This is a genomic window from Armatimonadota bacterium (assembly GCA_035527535.1).
Taxonomy (GTDB): domain Bacteria; phylum Armatimonadota; class Hebobacteria.
The window spans coordinates 1-18,719 of record DATLAK010000103.1 but is presented as its reverse complement, the minus strand read 5'-3'; the positions used below and the strand labels follow the sequence as shown (position 1 = coordinate 18,719).

Here is an 18,719-nt window from a genome sequence, read left to right as displayed (position 1 = left end):
CGGCGTGGTACGCCTTCACCCCCGCGCACAGCGACGTTGACCGCTCACCCTACCGGCGCGCGGCGGGCGGGATCGCCTCGCTGCGCGAGCCGGTGCGGGTGGCGGTGACCGATGACGCGTGGAGCCTGCATTGTTTCACGGGGCTGCGGTGCGCACAGGTGCCCACGGACGGCGTCGGCGCGGTGCTGCGGGTGGCCGACGCGCTGGGCGCCAACTACCTGTTAGTGCGGGAGCGAACGCTGCGCAACATCGCCGCGGTCGCGGCCGTGCAGCGCTGCCGCAGGTTCGAGCCGGCGGCGCGCTGGGGCACCGGCAGTGACGCCGTTTACGCCTACCGCGTGGTGCCTTTTGCCCGGGCCGAGGCCATCGCCAAGTCCCGCAACGCGCGCGGCATGGCCCTGGCGGCGGCGGGTCGTTTCGATGATGCGGTCGCCGCGTTCGAGGCCGCCGCCTCCTACAAGCCGGACTTCGCCCCCATCATCGCTAACATCGCGCTCGCCTGCTGGCAGGCGGGACGGCGGCAGGAGGCCTATCTGCGGGCCGCGCAAGCGGCGGCGCTCGACCCCGAGAACCCGACGGCGAAGCGCATCCTCAAAGAGCGGGGGCGCTAGCCTCCGGCGGCGGCAGGAGGCGCGTCCGGGCGCGTGCCGACCAGTTCGTGGTACACGCCCTCCACCTCGTCCACCACCCGTTCCAGGTCGAAGATGCTCTCCACGCGCCGACGCCCAGCTTCGCCCATGCGCCTCGCCAGGTCGTGATCGCGCAGCAGGCGCGCGAGCGCGGCGGCCAGGGCCTCGGGGTTAGCGGGTTCGACCAGCAGGCCGCTGACGCCGTCAGCCACCACCTCGGGGGTGCCCCCGACGCGGGAGGCGACGACGGGTTTGCGCAGGGCCATCGCCTCCAGCGCGGATAACGACAGCCCCTCGCGGATCGAGGGCAGGCAGAAGATGTCCATCGCCGCCTCGTAAGAAGTAGCGTCACGCTGAAACCCGGCGAAGATGACGTGGTCGCCGAGGCCGCGGCGCCGGGCCGCCTGCGCCAGGGCGGGGCGCTCGCGGCCGTCGCCCACGAGCAGAACGCGCACGGGCAACCGGTCGCGCGCCCTGAGTATGGCCGCTGCCTCGATGAGATGAACCTGGCCTTTCTCCGGGCTGAGCCGGCCGACGGTGCCAATCAGGGCGTCGCCGCGCGCCACTCCCAGCCGCTGCCGCAGGGGATGCGGATCGGGGGGGTCGCGGTGGTCGCCCAGGTTGACGCCGTTGTAGATGACGCGGATGCGTGTTTCCGGGACGCCCTGTGCGGCCAGATGACGGCGCACCGCGTGAGAGACGGCGATGATGCGTTGGGCGTGCATGAAGCAGGTGCGCGTGTTGAGGCCATGCACCGTCGCCACTACGGGCACGTGGGCCAGGCGCGCGGCGAGGCTGCCGATGAGGCTGGCGGTGGAAAGGTGGGTGTGCAGCACGGCGACGCGCTCGCGGCGCAAACGCCGCGCCAGGCGGAGCAGGGTCACGGGGTCGAGTTTGCCCGCGGTGCGCGGCGCCCAGAGATCAACGCCGCGGCGGCGCAGTTCATCGGTCAAGGCGCGGCCGCGCGGGCAGACCACGGTCACCGCGTGGCCGCGCTCAACCAGCTTGAGGCAGAGGCTGAGCACGTGCACTTCAGCCCCGCCGATTTGCGAGGGCGTGATGAACTGATAGATGCGCACGGCTTACTCCGCCCGCGGCGCCGGCAGGCCATAGGCGCGTCGCAGCTTGCGTCGGAACAGCGGAAGGTAGTTGTAGCGACGGATGTTAAGGCGCCGGAGAGAGAAGAAGTCGCCTCCGGGCCGGTTGACGCCGCGCTCGGTGGCGCAGGCGGCGAGATAACCCGCCTCGGCCGCGAGCGCGCGCACGCGGCCGTCATGATCCCCGCAGGGGTACGACAGCGCGCACACCTCGCGCTCCAGCATATCCTCCAGTATGCGCTTGGAGGCGACGAGCTCCTCCCGCAACCGCGCGGACGCGAGCCGGGTCAGGGGGCGATGGCTCATGCCATGGGAGCCGATCTCAATGCCGGCGCGCGCTAGCTCAGCGATGTGATCGGCTGTCAGCATCGGCTCGGGCGCCCTCAGCCGGGGCTCCCAGTCGTTGACCCCACCCACATGCCCCGCGGCGACGAAGACGATGGCCCCGAATCCGAACTCGCGAAGTACCGGCCAGGCCCGGGAGTACACGCATTCGTACCCGTCGTCGAAGGTGATCGCTATCGGTCGCTCGACCGCGATGCGCTCGCCGCGCAGGTAGCGCAAGATGTCGCGCACGCCGATCGTGCGGTATCCGGCGGCGGCGAGGAAAGACAAGTGGGCGCGAAACAACGCGGGCGTGACATAATGAGCCTTCACCGCTGCGCCTGACCGGTAGTCGCCCACCTTGTGGTAGAGCAGGATCGGCAAGCCGTCGGCAGCGGTGAACGACGGGGCGCGACGCCATGGCGAGAGGAGATGCACGCCCCCTGTTTTCTGTGGCTGCAGACGAGCGTCCTGCCGGTTCGCAGGCCCCTGCCGCGAGGACCGCGGCCCGCACCCGCCTGGCCCCGAGGCGAGTCGGCGGCAGGGCCGACGCCCGCTAGCATATCGGCGCCGGAGATGGCGGCGCAGCGCCGCAGGTCGCAGATCAGCCTCGGAGCCGGGGCTCAGACCACATGCAATCGCCGCACCCGCTCGGCAACCGCGCTGCACCGGGCGGCCCAGCGCCGCGCGCTCTCGATGTCCGCCCACGGTATGTGCAAGTGAAACTCCTGCGACCACGCCATCTCGAAGTTGTAGTGAAACGGCGCGCTGCGCGCCGGGAAGCGCATGAGCCGCGCGAGCTTGTCGAGCGGGCGCACCGCCATCAGCGATTCGTCGTACTGCTGCAGTCGGGTCGGCGCTCGCGCGCGTGCGTAGGCTGGCGACAGCCGGGTGACCTCCATCCACTCGTAGGTCGCCTTCTCCGCCTCCCCCTTGAAATACAGCGCCAGCCCGTAGTTGCTGTGGGTGATGGGGTCGTTGGGGCGCATGTCGAGCACGCGGCCGAGGTGGTAGACGGCTTCGTCGAGCTGGCGATTGCGCGCGTACGCCAGCCCCACATTGTTGTGGGCCTCGGCGGAATGGGGAGTGAAGGTGAGCACCTTGCGCAGGCAGGCAATCGCCTCCTTCATCATCTCCTTCTTGAAGTAAACGAGGCCGAGGTTGGTGTAGGCATCGGGATTAAGGGGCTCGAGTTGGGTCAGCTTCTCCCACTGCTCGATGGCGCCCGGCAGGTTGCCCTTATCCCTGTAGGTGTGGCCCAGCACGTCGCAGACGGAGGGCAGGTCGGGATCGGTCGCCAATGCGCGCTTGAGGGCGCGTTCGGCGGCATCGGCGTCGCCCTCCAGGTAGTACGCCAGGCCCAGGTTTGACAGCGGCATGGCGCTCGCCGGCAGCAGATCCACTGCGCGCGCGAGATGCTCCACCGAATCCACCGTCAGCCCCTGCGCCACATCCACCGCGCCCAGGTTATTGTGCGCCTCCGCGAGATCGCCCCGGAGCTCGATCGCCCGCTGGAACCGGTCCTGAGCCTCGGCCAGGAGTTGCAGCGAATCGCAAGTGAGGCCGGTGTTGTAGTGAGCGATGGCGTGCTGAGGGTTGGCCTCCGCCGCGGTGCGGAAGTGGGCCAGCGCGGCCGGCAGCTTGCCCTTGAGATAGGTCGCCAGGCCCAGGTTCACGAGCACGTCGGCATTGCGCGGGTGCAGTTCGCGCGCGCGCTCCAACTCGTGCACGGCAAGGTCCACGTGACCCTCGTTGAGGAGCATGGTCCCGTAGCTGTAGCGGACCTCGAAATCAGCCGCGGAGAGCTCGACCGCACGCCTCGTGTACGTCGTCGCCGGCTCGACCCGCCCCATGCCGTAGTATGCGATACCGAGCGTGGCGTGGGCTCGCGCATGCGTGGGCGTGTCGCGCAGGGCGGACTGCAGCCGCTCCGCGGCTTCTGCGAACTCGCCGCGCGCCGCGTGGTACACCCCGAGGTTGTAGCTGGCGACGGCGTAGCCGGGATCATAGCGCAGCGCCAGGCGGAACTGCGCGAGCGCCGCCGCATCATCGCTCTGGGCCCGGTACATGACGCCCAGGTTGTTGTGCATCGCGGCCAGTCGCGGCGTAGCGGTGACCGCGTACTCGAGGTCGCGCACCGCCTCCTCGTGCCTGCGCTGCTGCGCCAGGAGCACCGCCCGCTGCTGGCGCAGCGCCGGGTGGCGGTCGTCGGCGCGCAGCCCGGTCTCCGCCGCGCTCAGCGCGTGCTCGTAGCGGCCGGCTCCGATCAAGACCCCGGCCAGATTGGAGTAAGCAGTTGGCGACGCGCCCAGATGCGGGACCGCGCGCTGAAGCAGATCGATCGCGGTCTCGCTCTGCCCGTCAACGGCCGCCATGACCCCCATGTTGTGCCAGGCGACGGGATTGTCGGGATCGAGGGCAAGGGCGGACTGCATATTCTCCATAGCCCGTGCAGGTTGCCCCGAGATCCACTCCAGCATCGCGAGGCGATGGTGGCCGTCCGCGCTGGCGCCACCGTCCTCCATGGCGCGTCGCTGCGCGCCCATCGGGCGTCGAATCTTGCGCGCAGCGATGCCGCGCGCCAGCGCCAGCCACAGGATGAGCGCGCCGCGCAGCAACACAAGCCATGCCACGCGCGGGACATACCCGATCAGCGCTCCCGCCACCCCGCCGATCGCTGCCAGCGCCGGGGCATAGTAGCCGGCGGCGCCGACGTGCAAGCTGGAGAGGCGGCCGTATCCGTAGGCGGCGCCGGCGCCGATAAGCCCGACGGTGACGCCGCGCCAGAACGCCCGCCGCCGCGACGCCGTCATGCGGCGCCGCGAACGCTGCCGCGGCGCGCCCAGGGAGAGGCCGCAGCGGGCGCACGTGCGCCGTTCGGAGGAATTGACTGCGCCGCAACGCTGACAGATCACGACGGGCACTCTCCTGCCGCGGCAGGCGAGCTATGCGCCTGCGTCAAGCATCGTTTCGTCTATGAATCATCAACCGCACTTCCCGCCGGCTCCGGGCCAGACTCGCCGGCCGCCGATGTGGGAATCGGGCGCGTGTTGCGGCATTTGGGATAGCCCGAACATCCGACGAAGCCCCCCCGTCTTCCCCCGCGTACAACCATCGGCTTGCCGCACTGATCGCAAGTCTCGCCCGTGGGCCGCGGCGGCTCGCGCTGCGGCCGCTGCCTGTCGCCTGCGGCCAGCGGTTCGGTGTGGCGGCATGTCGGGTAACCGCTGCACCCCAGAAAGGCGCCCCGACGGCTGTGGCGAACCGTCATCGGCTTGCCGCACTCCGGGCATTGCTTCTGCGCGGCCCTCGCCTGCTCCGCCTGCGGTCCCTCATCATCCGGCGTGCCGGTTGCGCCCTCCTTGGCCAGCGGCCCCGTGTGCTTGCATTCCGGGTACCCCGAACACCCCAGGAACGGCCCCCGCCGGCCGGTGCGCACGAGCATCGGTTTCCCGCACTCCGCGCACACCTCGTCCGTCGGCTGGGACAGAGCGGGACTGGCGCCGTCGTCCCCCACCGGCGCGGTGTAGCGGCATTCAGGGTAGCCGCTGCAAGCCATGAAGGGCCCGCGCTTGCCGACGCGTACCACTAGCGCCTTTCCGCACTGCGGGCACTTCTCCAGCGTCTCCCGCGCGGGCATGCGCGCCGAGCGCGCAGCGGTCGGCGCGGCCTGCACAGGCTCCAGCGGGGCGGCGGGCCTAGGCGTCACTTCCGGCGAGGCCTCTTGCGCGAGCGACGGCGGCGGCGGGGCAGGCTTGAGAGATGAGACAATGCGGCGCACGGCCTTGCGGCCAACCGGGTACTCTGTCCCTCGCTCGTTCCCGACCTTCAGGAGCGACAGGTCGCTCGCGTCAACTACCGTCGCGCACTTTCCTAGGCTATCCTCTGTGACCGTTCCCTTGCGGGTGATGAAGGGCAAAGGCGGTTCGGTTTCCGGCGCGGGTTGCGCGGGCGCGCCTGCCACTTCCGGCGCGGCGAGCGTAGGCGTCGCCTCTGGAGTGGGCGCGACTTCGGGCGCGGGCGGCACCGGCGCCGCGCCCATGTTCTCTTCGGCCCGCGCCAGGGACTCTGCGAACGGCCCGTAGAACTCGCGCAGCAGTTGCACCCAGTCGTTCTCGCCCTGCTCCACGCGGTCGAGCTGCTCCTCGACCGTGGCCGTGAACTGCACGTTCATGATGCGCGGGAAGTGCTCCGCGAGCTGATCGGTGACCACCAACCCGAGGTCGGTCGGGCGCAGGTGCTTCGGCTTCTCATCGTCCAGGTAAACGTAGCCGCGTTCGCGGATGGTGCCGAGGATCGGCGCGTAGGTGCTGGGACGGCCGATGCCCTTTGACTCCAGCACGCGCACCAGGCTCGCCTCGGTATAGCGCGGCGGCGGCTGGGTGAACTTCTGGGTCATGTCCAGGTTGAGCAGGGTCAGCGCTTGCCCGTCCTGCAGCGGCGGCAGCTTCATCTCCGCGCCCTCTTCCCCCTGCGCCTTGAGCGGCGAGTAGACCCGCATGAAGCCCGCGAACCGCACCGCCTGCCCGGTAACGCGGAAGAGATAGGGCCCGCCCGCCGCGTCAACCACCATCACATCCAGCACCGCGTCGGCCATCTGGCTGGCCACAAACCTCGACCAGATCAGCCGGTACAGCCGCAACTGGTCGCGGTCGAGGTATTGCGCGACGGCATCGGGGCTGTGCGCGACATAGGTCGGGCGGATGGCTTCGTGCGCCTCCTGGGCGCCCTTGCGCGCGGCAAACTGGCGCGGGCGCTCGGGCACGTAGCCGGCGCCGAACGAGCTCGTGATGTACTCCCGCGCTTCGGCCTGCGCATCCTGGGCGACGCGCGTGGAGTCGGTTCGCATGTAGGTAATGAGGCCGACCGAGCCCTCCGCACCCAGCTCAATCCCTTCGTAGAGCTGCTGCGCCACCACCATCGTCCGCCGCGGGGCCATGCCCAGGCGCGCGGAGGCCTCTTGCTGCAGGGTCGAGGTGATGAACGGCGGCGCCGGGCGAAGGCTGCGGTCGGCGCGCTTGATCCGCGCGACTTCGTAGCTCTGCTTGCGCGCATCTTCGGCGATGGACAACGCCCGTTCGCCATCACCAACCTTGGCCTTTTCGCCGGCGACTGCTACGAGCTTGGCGCGGAATGCCTGGTCATCCCCGCCGGGGGTGAGGTCGGCGAAGATGTCCCAGTGCTCCTGGGGTTGGAAGGCCTCGATCTCGCGCTCCCGGTCACATACCAGCTTTACCGTGACCGACTGCACGCGCCCGGCGCTGCGGGCGTTGCGCCGCAGCTTGCGCCACAATAGCGGGCTCAGCTTGTAGCCCACCAGGCGATCCAGGACGCGCCGCGCCTGCTGGGCGTCAACGCGCCGCATATCTATGTCGCGCGGATGCTCCAGGGCGTGCTGCACCGCGCGCTTGGTGATCTCGTTGAACTCGATGCGCCTGGGCTCCTTGAGCTTGAGCGCTTGGGCCAGGTGCCAGGCGATGGCCTCGCCCTCGCGGTCCGGGTCGGAGGCGAGATAGACGGCGGCGGCCGCCTTGACCTGCTTGCGCAGCTCCGCCAGGGCGGCCTTGCGGTCGGCCAGGGGCTCGTACTCGGGGGCAAAATCATGTTCGACATCCACCCCCAACCGCTTGGGCGGGAGGTCGCGGACATGCCCCATGGAGGCAGCTATCTCGTAGCCGGGGCCCACGAAGCCGCGCAAAGTGCGCGTCTTGGCGGGGGACTCGACGATGATCAGGGACTTTCCCATTGCTCCGATCGCGCTGGGACCGCTGCCGCTCCTTTCGGAATGGGTGCCCCGACCGGGCGGGGCGAGGTAACCGCGACTTCACCGGAATCGCGCCCACAATGGACGAACGGCGCTAATACAATACAGATTTTCCACCGCCCGCGCAAGTGCGGCCGGGGGGACCTGCCGGCGCTCACCGCGGCGCCGGCGGCAATCCTTGCCCGCGCGACACGCCGTGTAATCGCCCGGAACTGCTGTTCGCGGTTCAATTGTCGGCCGACAGCGAACCGCGTGATCCCTGACTATGAATCGCCTTGCCGCGCCTGCTGCGTCACGCGAAAGTGCAGCTTAGCGACCTCCGCCAGTAGCTCGTCGCCGCCCCGGCGTCGGATCTCGCGGGCCGTAGCGATGACGTGAGTCGCGCCCTTGGGCAGGGCCACCCCCACGCGCGCGGATAGCGCCTCCAGCGTCTCCAGGAAGGCGGCGCGGGCCACGACCGACGCTGCGGCGACCGCCACCTCCCGCTCCGCGTGCGGCGCCTGCACCAGCGTCACCCGGCGCCCCTTGCGCATCAGCGCCTGCCGCAGCCGCTGCTCGTCGCCGAACTGGTCCGACACCACCAGGGGGGCGGGCGCGCGCGCCAGGAGATTCTCGATCGCGCGGGCGTGCGCCCACGCCAGCAGGTGGTTGAGGTTGCGCAGCTTCGTGTAGAACTCGTTGTAGCGCCGCGGGGAAATGCGCACGATCTCGGACGGCACCCGCGCCACGATCTCGCCTGCCAGCCGCCGCGCCACCTGGTCGGACATGCGCTTGGAATCGCGCACGCCGAGCTCTCGCAGTGACGCCTCCTGCGATGGCTCGACGTACACTGCGCCCACCACCAGGTATCCGAAGTAGTCCCCCTTGCCCGCCTCGTCGGTGCCGATACGGGGGCCGGCGTTGGCGGTCCAGGCGGGGGCGGGCTCGCGTTCGTCGGCGCTCATGAGTCGTGCCTGGCCACCTCACAGTGCCGCGCCGCGCGGGTCGCCGCTGGCGGCGCCGGCGCCAACACGGTGAGCGCCTCGGGCAGGATTTCCACCTCCACCGGGCTGACGCCTGCGGCGTCGCCATCCAGGTGCAGCGGCAGCGGCGGGTCACACTCGATCCGCAGGCGCCGCGTCCGCAGCGCGGTCACCCCGGGCCGCCGCAGGTGGGTCCCGACAAGCGCGCCGACGACGTGGGCCGCGGGGTCGAGCCACCCGTGCCAGCCGAAGACGACGACATCGAGCAAGCCGTCGTCGAGGCGGGCGTCCGGTGCCAAGCGCCACTCGTAGGTGTAGTGGGCCCCATTGGCGACCGCGACCACGAACGCGGGGCGATCGAATTCGCCGCCGTCCCACCGCAAGCACACGCGCGCCGGCTGGCAGCGGCGCATGCACCCCAGGCCCGCGAGCACGAAGGCCGCGGGCCCCAGCCACCGCTTGATGGCGGGGTTCACCCGCGCCACCACCTGGGCGTCGAAGCCGATGCCCGCCATGAGGGCGAAATGGCGATCGCCGGCGCGAGCCACATCAATCACGCGGCGACGCCATCCGGCGGCGAGATCGCACGCTCGGCGCCAGGCCCGGGGGATGCGCAGCTCGCGCGCGAAGGCGTTGGCCATGCCAGTGGGGATGACCCCCAGGGCGACCGGGGTGTGAGCGAGCGCGCCGACGACGGAGTTGATAGTGCCGTCGCCGCCGGCGACGACAACCCGGTCGCAGCCCGCCGCCACCGCCGCGCGGACGATGTGAGCGGCGTCGTCGCCGTCGCGGGTGAATCGGAGATCAACCTCCAGATAGCGCGCCGCCAGCGCGCGTGCGAGCAGGGGGGCCAGGCGCCGAGTCCGACCGCGACCCGCACCGGGGTTGGCAATCAGCAAAGCGGGCGCGCCGGGCACGGGCTCCTCCTGGAATATGATGACGCCGCACCTGGAAGGTGCGGCGTCGAGAATGCGATGGCCGCGCGCAGCACTACCTGATGGAGTGTGGTTCCTCCATCATGGGCAGTTGGCGGCTCCGGCGGACGCCGTTCTCACGCACCAGGATGCGCAGCTTTTCGGCCTTCAGCTTCTCCGGGTCCGCGGTCTGCTGCCGCCACCAGTCCAGGGCGGCCTTGGCCACCACGTCGGTGGGATCCTCCTTCAGGCACTCCTTCCAGGTCGCGATCGCCTTATCCACCTGCCAGGTGTTCTCGTAGCAGTGGGCGATCATGTGTCGGACGTAGATCGGAGCATCGGGATGCTTGAGCGTCTCCTGCCACGCCGGGATCGCTCGCTCGTAGTCCCTGAGCTTGTCATGATAGAGCCAGGCCAGGTCCTTGTAGAGGTCATAGCGGTCGGGGTTGAACTTGATGCCGCGCTGGTAGATCTCGATACCGGTCTGAACCCACTTCGGGCGATCCTTCACGGGGGCATCAACGTAGATGTTCCACGCGCAGTGCCAGCCGAACGTGGACCATGCATCAATGAAATGGGGGTCCATCTCGCAGATCGCCTGCAGCACTCCCACCATGCGCCAATAGCCGCTGCCGCCGCGATGCCAGAACTCGTCCACCTTTAGCCACAGCAGATTGCTGACCAAGGGACGGAAACCACCCAACATCGCCATCAGGGCCACCGTACCGCCTTCGCGAACGCTCCCCAAGTTCACGGCTGGATTCACGTACTCTTTGCGGTAGCCGGGATCACTGACGATGCTCCGTTGCACCGGAACCAGCAGCACCAGCACCGCAAACGCCGGCAGCAGCAGCCACCGGCCGCGCTTGTGCGCCTTCCCCTTCATCGCAGCTACATCTCCCTTTCGTTGAACAGAACCGCCGCGATGGCGAGGACGACGGCGGCGTAGCCCACGCCGTAGAGCGCCATCTTGCCCAGCAGTTGGGCGGGAATGCTGAGGCCGTCAACCACCGCCAGGCGCAAGTCGAGGTAAGTGAAGTTGGGCAGCACCGCGCTGATGGTGTTGAGCACCCGCACCGAGACGGGGTTATCGGCGTGTTCGGAGAGCTGCTGGAGGTAGCTCTGAGCATAGCCGATCGACCAGAACAGGAAGCCGGCGACGACCGACATCAGCGTGGAGGCGAAGGTGCTGATCATCATCACCAGCGCGGCCATGATCATCAGTGCGAAGAATATGCCAACCAGAGCTATCAGCAGTTCCGGGCTCCAGACGCCTTGCTTGAGGAAGAGAGACCCCACCAGGACGACGCCCATGACGATCATCGACAGGGCGAGCACCGCGATCGTGCCGGCGTACTTGCCGAGCACGAACTCCAGCCGGCGCACCGGCTTGGCGAGCAGCGCGTAGATGGTGCGCCGTTCCATCTCGGGCTGGATGAGGCTTACGCCCATGAAGATCGCGAGCAGCAGCCCGAACCCGGTGATCACCGTCAGCCCCAGGTCCTTGAGCATCTTGTCCTCTTCGCCCGGGGTCATGAAGGTGAAGAAGAAGCCGAGAACCAGAAAGATGATCGCGAACACCAGGATCATCTGCAGGATGACGCGACTCAGCGCCTCGGAGATGGTGTTGCGGGCGATGGTAATGATGCTGCGCATTCTACTCCACCTCCTCCCGCACCATGTCCATGAATACCTCCTCCAGCGTCGGGCGCGGCCGCGTCAGCTCGTGGAGCCGCCCGCCGTCACCCTGTATCACCGCCACCGCCTGCTCCGCCTGCTCCGGAGCCACGGTCACCCGCACCATGCCGTCGGCCGCCGCGCACGCCGCGCCCAGCTCCTCCAGCCGCGCCACCGTCGGCGCCTCCAGCCCCAGCGCCGTGATCACCACCTGCGACGGCTGCGGCAGCAACTCGTCAATCGTCCCGCAGGCCTTGAGGTTGCCGCGGTACAAGACGCCCACCCGGTCGCACAGGGTCTGCACCTCGTTGAGCAGGTGGCTCGACAGCAGGATGGTCTTCCCCTGGCGCTTGAGCTCGAGGATGAGGCTCCGGATCTGATGCGCCCCCACGGGGTCGAGGCCTGAGGTCACCTCGTCAACGATCAGCAGTGCGGGGTCGTTGAGCAGAGCCTGCGCGAGGCCGATACGCTGCAGCATCCCCCGCGAGTAGTAGCGCAGCAGCATGTGGCGCCGCTCCGACAACCCCACCAGCGCCAGCAACTCATCTATGCGCCGCCGCTGCTCCGCCCCCCGCAGCCCGAACAGCTGCGCGAAGTAGCGCAGCAACTGCTCTCCGCTCAGGTGATCGTAGAAGTAGGGCGTCTCGGGCATGTAGCCCAGCAGCGCCTTGACCCGCATGTCCCACACCTTGCGGCCGAAGAGCATGGCCTCGCCCGCGGTGGGGTAAAGGAGCCCCAGCAGTAGCTTGAGGCAGGTGGTTTTCCCGGACCCGTTGGGCCCGACTAGTCCGAAGGTCTCTCCCTCCTGGATCTCCAGGTCGAGCTGGTTGAGAGCGAGCACGCCGGTGCCGCCGAAGAAGGAGCGATAGACCTTCGTGAGCCCGTGCATTTCGACGACCGATGCCAAGTGCGACCTCCCGCGAGTGAACTTGCGTCAACACCGGAAAAGAGGAACCACGGGGCGACGCTTTCCCACTTAAAGTATACCCATCCGCCACCGCGGATGTCAACCGATCTCAGGTCCTGGATTCAGGTCACTCTCTGGACTGAGCCTGGACCTGCCCGGTCGCCGGCAGTCCAGGCTCGGTTCACTCCGACACCGGAGCGTAAACGACCTCATCGAAGACCACGCCGTTGCCCCGAGTCGGAAATTCCGCCGGACGCCGGTCGCGCGCCAGCACGCGATGCTGCACAAGTTGCTCGATCAGTCCCCACGCGGCCGGCCCCAGGGCGCGCGCGAACTCGACTTGGCAAGCGGTTTGCAGGCGATTGATGAGTTGGCTCAGGGACAGCGGACCCGGACAGCCCGCGAACGCGCGGCGAATGAACGCCGCGCACGCCGGCAGCGAATTCAATACTTCCGCTTGGGTGTGCGCCAGGATGGTGCGACAGGCGTCGCCCCCGTCGCCCAAGGCCACCAGGCGCACGTACTCGGCGTACAGGTCCGGGCGCTCGGCCTCGAGCTGGCATTGCCACGCCTTGGTTGGATAGACCCCCGCCTCGACCAGCGCCAGGCGCCCGACCTCGTCGAGCGCGCGGCGCGCCCACGCCAGGGCGACGCCCGGGCGCGAGAGGGCGAGGTACTGCTCGGCGGCGTGCATGGCGTGACCAGCCCAACCGACGTAGATGAGGCGAAAGGCGTGGCGCGTGGCATCGGGGAACTCGCGGGCGCGCTCCACCACCTCCGTCACCTGCCCGCTGCGGTCGAACAGCACCTTGGCGTAGGCGCGCGCCCCCGCGGCGAGTTGGTTGCGCAGGCGAGTCCCCTCGCGGCCGCTCTCGCCGAGGAAGGCCTCCAAGCTCGCCCATTCCACCTGCGCGGGCACGCCCTCCACATCGGTCACCAGCAGCGGCGGGGCCTGCTCCGGGACGTCGCCGTCAACCACCGTCAGCAAGTCGAGGTCGGAACCCTGCCAACTCTGCTCCTGGGCGACCGAGCCCAGCAGCAGCACGGCGACCACGCGCTCGTCTTCGCCCAGCCGATCCGCGATTTGCTGGGCCAGCTCCTCCAGCCGCGTACGCACTGCCATTAGCCACTCCCGCCACCCCCAGCGAACGACTCGGTGATTGTTCGCCGCGGGCCGGGTCCATACCTTTCGGGCTGCGCCAGTCGGGTGCGGGAAGCGCCGCCGTCCCTGCCGCGCCGCGGCAGGGGAATGCGCGCTGAGCGCGGAGAAGATGAAAATGGAGATGGTTGCGGGGCCGGTACCGGCAGCAGGAGGATGACGGCGGTGAACCTGGCGATCGTTGGCTTCGCGCACGAGCACGTTGACGCTTACGCGAGCGAGATCGCGGCGATGGGGGATGCGCGCATCGTCGCGGGATGGGACCACGATCCCGAGCGCGGGGCCGCGCGCTGTGCCGCGCACGGGTGCGAGTTCGCCCCCGATCTCGATGGGATGCTGCGGCGCGATGACCTGTCGGGCGTCATCATCGGCTCGGAGACCGCCTACCACGCCGACCACGTCGAGGCGGCGGCGCGCGCGGGTAAGGACATCCTGCTGCAGAAGCCGATGGCGCTCACGCTGGAGGATTGCGACCGCATCGTGCGCGCGGTCGCAGAGAACGCGGCGCGCTTCAGCATGGCGTGGCAGATGCGCTGCGACCCGCAGAACCTGTGGATGCGCGAGGCGGTGCAATCGGGCCGCATCGGCAAGGTTACGATCCTGCGACGCCGCCACGGCCTGGCTACGCATCTATGGCCCGACTTCGCCGGTAGTTGGCACGCCAACCCGGCGCTTAACCGCGGGATATTCATGGACGACGCCGCGCATCCCGCGGACTTCCTGATGTGGGTGTTGGGCAAACCGACGAGCGTGACGGCGGAGATCGCTACCCTGGTCAGCCCCCAGGTCCCCCATGACACCGGGATCGCCATCTACCGTTTTGAGGGCGGCGCCATGGGCCTCCTGGAGTGCTCGTTCACGTGCGTGGCGGCGGAGGATACGACCACTATCGTCGGTGACCGGGGGACGATCGTGCAGGCGTATGGGGACCTGCCATCGTGCAGCGTGGTGCCGATCCCGCAGGGCACGCGCGGGTTGAAGTACATCCTGGCGGGCGAGAGCGCGTGGAACGTCGTGGACCTCCCGACGCCGCCCAACCACGGTTACCGCATTCGCGGGGTGGCGCGGCCGGCGGTGGAGTTCTTCCTCGGCCGGCGCGGGCCGATCGCGACCGCGGACGAAGGACGCATGAATGTGCGGATGCTGCTGGCGGCCTACGAGTCGGCGCGCAGCGGGCGCAGGGTGGAGCTGGAGTGAGAGCGCACCACGGGACGACTCATTGAGCGTCGCGTAGAAGGGACCAGAGCCGTGCTCCGAGTTCACACCCGAAGGGGCACGGAATTGACACCCGCATGGGGGGCGCCTATAATACGACCGCGGCTGGAGAAAGTTCGGTATCGCACAGTCTTGCGTGACCACCGCAGCTGGCGCCGCTTCCTGGAGGGCGTATGAGCTGGACCTACGCGCCAGCGGCTGCCGGCGGTTTCCTGCGTGGTGCGACAAGCGGCAGTCTGCCGCGTCTTCTGCGTTTCACGCCGTCGGCGGATTGTGCGCAGGTGTTCCGGATAATGATCGCGCTCAACGAGTTGTGCCCCCATCTCGCACCCGAGCTGGAGCAGGTCGCCGCCGAAATCGCCGCGATGGCGGCCGGTGGCGGGGGAGCGGTAGGGGAGGCGGTGAGCGACGCGGTGCGCCAGGTGGCGACCACGCCGGGCAAGCGACTGCGTCCAGGCATGGTGCTGCTGGCGGCGCGCGCGTGCGGGTACGACGGCCCGCGCTGCATCGTGCCGGCGGCGGTGATCGAGGTGCTGCACGTCGTGTCGCTGGTGCATGATGATGTCATGGACGGCGCCGACACCCGCCGCGGCGTTCCCGCCGCGCGCACGCTGTGGGGCAACAAGATGGCCGTGCTCCTGGGCGACCATCTGCTGGCGGGCGCGCTCAAGCGCCTCGCCCAGACGGATGATCACGAGGTCATGATCTCCGTCGCCGACGCCGCGATGGAGATGTGCCGCGGCCAGATCCAGGAGATCACGTCACCCGGGCGCGAGCTGACCGAGGCGCAATACCTGGGCATCGTATCCGCCAAGACGGGATCGCTGTTCGCCGCCAGCGCGCGCCTGGGGGCGATCGCTGCGGGGGCGGGGAAGACCGCGAAGACGGCGCTGGACGTCTTCGGGCGCCGCTTCGGCATCGCCTACCAGATAGCCGACGACATTCTCGACCTCACCGCCAGCGCCGAGGACACCGGCAAGTCGGTGGCCCGTGACCTGGCGCAGGGCCATTTCACGCTGCCGGTCATCTACAGCCTGCGCGCGGGCGCGCCCGCGCAACGGGCGGAGCTGCTCGCGGCGCTCGACGGCGCGCACGCGCGCGAAGCGGACCTGGCGCGCGTGCGCCAGCTCATTGCCGACACGGGCGGCTTCGAATACGCGAGCGAGCGGGTGCAGAACCTCGCGGACGAGGCCGCGGATCAGCTGATGGTGCTGCCGGAGTCCCCGGCGCGCGAGTGCCTTGCGGCCATGGCTCGTCGTGGCTTCGCGACCCCTGCCACCGCGGGAAGCTGACCGGTGTCCACGGGCTGCGCCCCGGCGCACCGCGCCCGCACCCGGGTGATCGGGCTTCACCCTGCCGTCTGGCGCTTCATCCTCGCGGCCCTGATCGCTGCGTTGTCGTGCAGCGGAGCTCTCACTCCCGTCGCCGCGGACGCACTGGCGGCGTTGAACGAGGCGCGAGCGGCGGTAGAACGCGGGGATCGCGACGGCGCCATCGCCCGTCTCGAATCCGCGGTGGCGCAGGACCGCGATCTGGTCGCGGCCTACCGCTGGCTGAGCAGGCTGTACGCGGACAAGGGCCTGCGCGACAAGGCGCTCGACGCGGCGGCGGCGGCGGTGCTGCTGGATCCCGATCCGGCGGATCGGGACTATCTCAACCGCCTGGTCGCCGGCGGCCTCCCAGACTCCATGGATCGCCGCACCCCCGAAGCTCTCCCCTTGCCCCGGCAGATGGCCGCCATCGCAGCGGCGGATGATCGCCTGGCGGGAAGCCCCGGCCCCTGGGAGATGCTGGTCATCGCCGAGGAGCGCGAGGCGCCGGCGACCGATCCGCGGTTCGGCTGGACCTTCGACCGCCTGTGCCGGGGGTATGCAATGGATCGGAGCTCGCAGCGCTGGCAGGCGGTGCTGGCGGTCCGCTACAGCGCGTCGGCGGGTCCCGCGCGCCGAGGGCTGGCGACCGACTGCGCGGACCTGATCTTGCGCGCGGCATGTCTGCGCGAGGCCCATCTCGGGTCGGTCGCAGAGCCGGCGCTCAACCTTCGCAGCCCGCTCACGGTTTGGGTCACCGACGAGGGGCCGGCAGGGGCGGAGAGCTGGGGCGCAAACATCTACGTCTGCGCGGCGTACACCCCGCACGCGCCTGCGGAATGGATGCGCCAGCTTCTCCACGAATACGGCCATGCGGCCCTACCGGGGGTAGATCACTTCCGCGAGCCCGAGCCTTGGGCCAACGGCAAGCTGGGCGAGCAGCTCTTCTCCCAGTGGCTGCTGCGCAGCGCCGAGGGCGCAAGCGGGCACCCGTGGCTGGCGGCGGCCGACTTGCGGGCGCCGGCCCGGGATGCCGACCGCTGCGTCAGCGCCTTCCTGCGCACCGGCCCCGCGTCGCCGCTGATGAGCGACCGCTCGGCGGCGGGGATGGACTACTACTTGGGTTTCGCCAACTACGTGGAGCGTGTTTTCGGCCCGCGCCTCCTATCGAGCGCGATGCGCGGGACCGTTGGCGCCACCACTCGCGCGTTCGCGGTCGGGGTGCAGGAGGCCCTGCGCCAAGCAGCGGATCACCTCGAGGTGCGCGCCATGTTCGCGCCCGGCCCGGCGGGGCTCACGCACTGGGTTTACCTGCCCGCGGGAAAGTGGCGCGCGCGCAGCTCCGGCGCCGCGATCACCTTCAACGGGCGCGCGATCGTCACGCGCGAGACCGATGTCGGGCGCGTCGCCGAGGGGTGGCACGCGGTCATGATGCCGCCGGGGGTGACGGTCACCTTCACCCTGGTGGGGCCGTCATCACGGAGTGACCTGCCATGACCAGCCGCGTCTATCTTGACCATGCCGCCACCACGCCGCTCGACCCGCGGGTGGAGCAGGCGATGCGGCCGTACCTGCGCGAGCGCTTCGGCAATGCCGGCAGCATCCACAGCTTCGGCCGTGAGGCCCGGGCGGCGGTGGACTTCGCGCGCGACAAGGTGGCCGAGGTGCTGGGGTGCGCCGGCGCCGAGGTCGTGTTCACCGGCGGCGGCACCGAGGCCGATAACCTCGCCCTCCTGGGCGTGGCGCATGCCAACCGCGCGCGCGGCAGCCACGTCATCATCTCCGCCTTTGAACATCACGCGGTGATGGAGGCCGCGCTCCTGCTCGAAGGCCTGGGCTTCGAGGTCTCGCGCCTGCCGGTCACCGCCGACGGCATGGTGGAGCCGCAGGCGCTCGCCGCCGCCATGCGCGATGATACCATCCTGGTCTCGGTCATGCTGGTCAACAACGAAGTGGGGACGATCCAGCCGGTGCCCGAACTGGCCGGCATCGCGCGCGAGCGCGGCGCCTACTTCCACACCGACGCGGTGCAAGCGGCCGGGGCGGCGGCAGTCAACGTGCGCGCGTTGGGAGTGGACCTGCTCAGCCTGTCGGGGCACAAGTTCTACGGCCCCAAGGGAGTGGGCGCGCTCTATGTGCGCGCGGGCACGCGCATCGCGCCCATCATGCGCGGGGGCGACCAGGAGCGCGAGCTGCGCCCGGGCACCGAAAACGTCCCGGGGATCGTGGGCTTCGCCGCCGCACTGGAGCTGGCCGAGCACCTGCGGGAAAGCGAGACCGCGCGCCTCACCGCGTTGCGCGACCGCCTCGTCTCCGGCGTGCTCGGGGCGATCCCTGGCGCGCGCCTGAACGGCGGGCGCACGCTCCGCGTCGCCGCCAACGCCAACTTCGCCTTCGAGGGCGTCTCGGGGGAGACGCTGGTGGTCAAGCTCGACCTGCTCGGCATCGCCGCCAGCTCCGGGTCGGCGTGTGCGGCGGCCAGTATCGAGTCCTCCCACGTCCTGCGCGCCATGGGCCTGAGCAAGCCGCTGGCACAGTCGGCGCTGCGCCTGACCCTCGGGCGCGACACTACCGAGGGCGACGTTGACCGGCTGCTGGAGTTACTGCCGGAAGTCATCGCGGACCTGCGCTAGCCCGGATTATTCATCTTGAGCTTGGAGGGGATGCACTCTGCATATGCGAAACATGGGTGTGAGTAACACTCCTTAGCATAGAGAGGTCATCCCCCGATGGCTGATTCCCGATGGCGCTTCGAGATTCC

General features: G+C 69.6%; 15 protein-coding genes. 5 read left to right on the top strand and 10 right to left on the bottom strand.

Features of this window, described 5'->3' with window-relative positions; all coding sequences use genetic code 11:
* Nucleotides 1–611, top strand: a 611-nt coding sequence (locus VM221_07645) for a tetratricopeptide repeat protein (GenBank protein HUT74694.1), incomplete at its 5' end; no start/stop codon positions are given.
* Here VM221_07645 and VM221_07640 read toward each other — a convergent pair.
* From VM221_07640 to VM221_07595, 10 genes are all read right to left on the bottom strand, one after another.
* Nucleotides 608–1,708 carry a glycosyltransferase gene (locus tag VM221_07640; protein ID HUT74693.1) on the bottom strand — a complete coding sequence of 367 codons (1,101 nt, stop codon included), beginning with the start codon at nucleotides 1,706–1,708 and terminating at the stop codon, nucleotides 608–610. The genes VM221_07645 and VM221_07640 overlap by 4 nt on opposite strands.
* Nucleotides 1,709–1,711: 3 nt before the next feature.
* Nucleotides 1,712–2,488 carry a polysaccharide deacetylase family protein gene (locus tag VM221_07635; protein HUT74692.1) on the bottom strand — a complete coding sequence of 259 codons (777 nt, stop codon included), beginning with the start codon at nucleotides 2,486–2,488 and terminating at the stop codon, nucleotides 1,712–1,714.
* Between the two features lie 185 nt (nucleotides 2,489–2,673).
* A complete protein-coding gene (locus VM221_07630; GenBank protein HUT74691.1) occupies nucleotides 2,674–4,965 on the bottom strand; it encodes a tetratricopeptide repeat protein in 2,292 nt (763 codons plus the stop codon).
* A gap of 59 nt (nucleotides 4,966–5,024) precedes the next feature.
* Nucleotides 5,025–7,796, bottom strand: coding sequence for a type I DNA topoisomerase (gene topA, locus VM221_07625; protein ID HUT74690.1), 2,772 nt, complete (start codon nucleotides 7,794–7,796; stop codon nucleotides 5,025–5,027).
* A 281-nt stretch (nucleotides 7,797–8,077) separates the two neighbouring features.
* Nucleotides 8,078–8,758, bottom strand: a complete 681-nt coding sequence (gene rnhC / locus VM221_07620) for a ribonuclease HIII (protein HUT74689.1) — start codon at nucleotides 8,756–8,758, stop codon at nucleotides 8,078–8,080.
* The gene (locus VM221_07615) at nucleotides 8,755–9,693 is read right to left on the bottom strand and encodes a diacylglycerol kinase family protein (GenBank protein ID HUT74688.1); all 939 of its coding nucleotides are present in this window, start codon (nucleotides 9,691–9,693) and stop codon (nucleotides 8,755–8,757) included. The genes rnhC and VM221_07615 overlap by 4 nt, the downstream gene beginning before the upstream one ends.
* A gap of 73 nt (nucleotides 9,694–9,766) precedes the next feature.
* On the bottom strand, nucleotides 9,767–10,576 hold the full coding sequence (locus VM221_07610; protein ID HUT74687.1) for a tetratricopeptide repeat protein: 810 nt from the start codon (nucleotides 10,574–10,576) through the stop codon (nucleotides 9,767–9,769).
* Between the two features lie 5 nt (nucleotides 10,577–10,581).
* Nucleotides 10,582–11,346, bottom strand: a complete 765-nt coding sequence (locus tag VM221_07605) for an ABC transporter permease subunit (protein ID HUT74686.1) — start codon at nucleotides 11,344–11,346, stop codon at nucleotides 10,582–10,584.
* A 1-nt stretch (nucleotide 11,347) separates the two neighbouring features.
* Complete coding sequence (locus VM221_07600; GenBank protein ID HUT74685.1) at nucleotides 11,348–12,274, bottom strand: ABC transporter ATP-binding protein; 927 nt, start codon at nucleotides 12,272–12,274, stop codon at nucleotides 11,348–11,350.
* Between the two features lie 181 nt (nucleotides 12,275–12,455).
* On the bottom strand, nucleotides 12,456–13,397 hold the full coding sequence (locus tag VM221_07595; GenBank protein HUT74684.1) for a hypothetical protein: 942 nt from the start codon (nucleotides 13,395–13,397) through the stop codon (nucleotides 12,456–12,458).
* Between the two features lie 201 nt (nucleotides 13,398–13,598).
* Here VM221_07595 and VM221_07590 point away from each other — a divergent pair, with 201 nt between their 5' ends.
* The 4 genes from VM221_07590 to VM221_07575 all read left to right on the top strand — a co-directional run bounded on the left by VM221_07590 (nucleotide 13,599) and on the right by VM221_07575 (nucleotide 18,591).
* Nucleotides 13,599–14,630 (top strand): Gfo/Idh/MocA family oxidoreductase, encoded by a 1,032-nt coding sequence (locus VM221_07590; protein ID HUT74683.1) that lies wholly within the window; start codon nucleotides 13,599–13,601, stop codon nucleotides 14,628–14,630.
* A gap of 311 nt (nucleotides 14,631–14,941) precedes the next feature.
* Entirely contained in the window at nucleotides 14,942–15,940 is a 999-nt protein-coding gene (locus tag VM221_07585) for a polyprenyl synthetase family protein (protein ID HUT74682.1), read from the top strand.
* A 3-nt stretch (nucleotides 15,941–15,943) separates the two neighbouring features.
* Nucleotides 15,944–17,455, top strand: coding sequence for a hypothetical protein (locus VM221_07580; GenBank protein ID HUT74681.1), 1,512 nt, complete (start codon nucleotides 15,944–15,946; stop codon nucleotides 17,453–17,455).
* Complete coding sequence (locus VM221_07575) at nucleotides 17,452–18,591, top strand: cysteine desulfurase family protein (GenBank protein ID HUT74680.1); 1,140 nt, start codon at nucleotides 17,452–17,454, stop codon at nucleotides 18,589–18,591. The genes VM221_07580 and VM221_07575 overlap by 4 nt, the downstream gene beginning before the upstream one ends.
* Nucleotides 18,592–18,719: the final 128 nt, after the last annotated feature.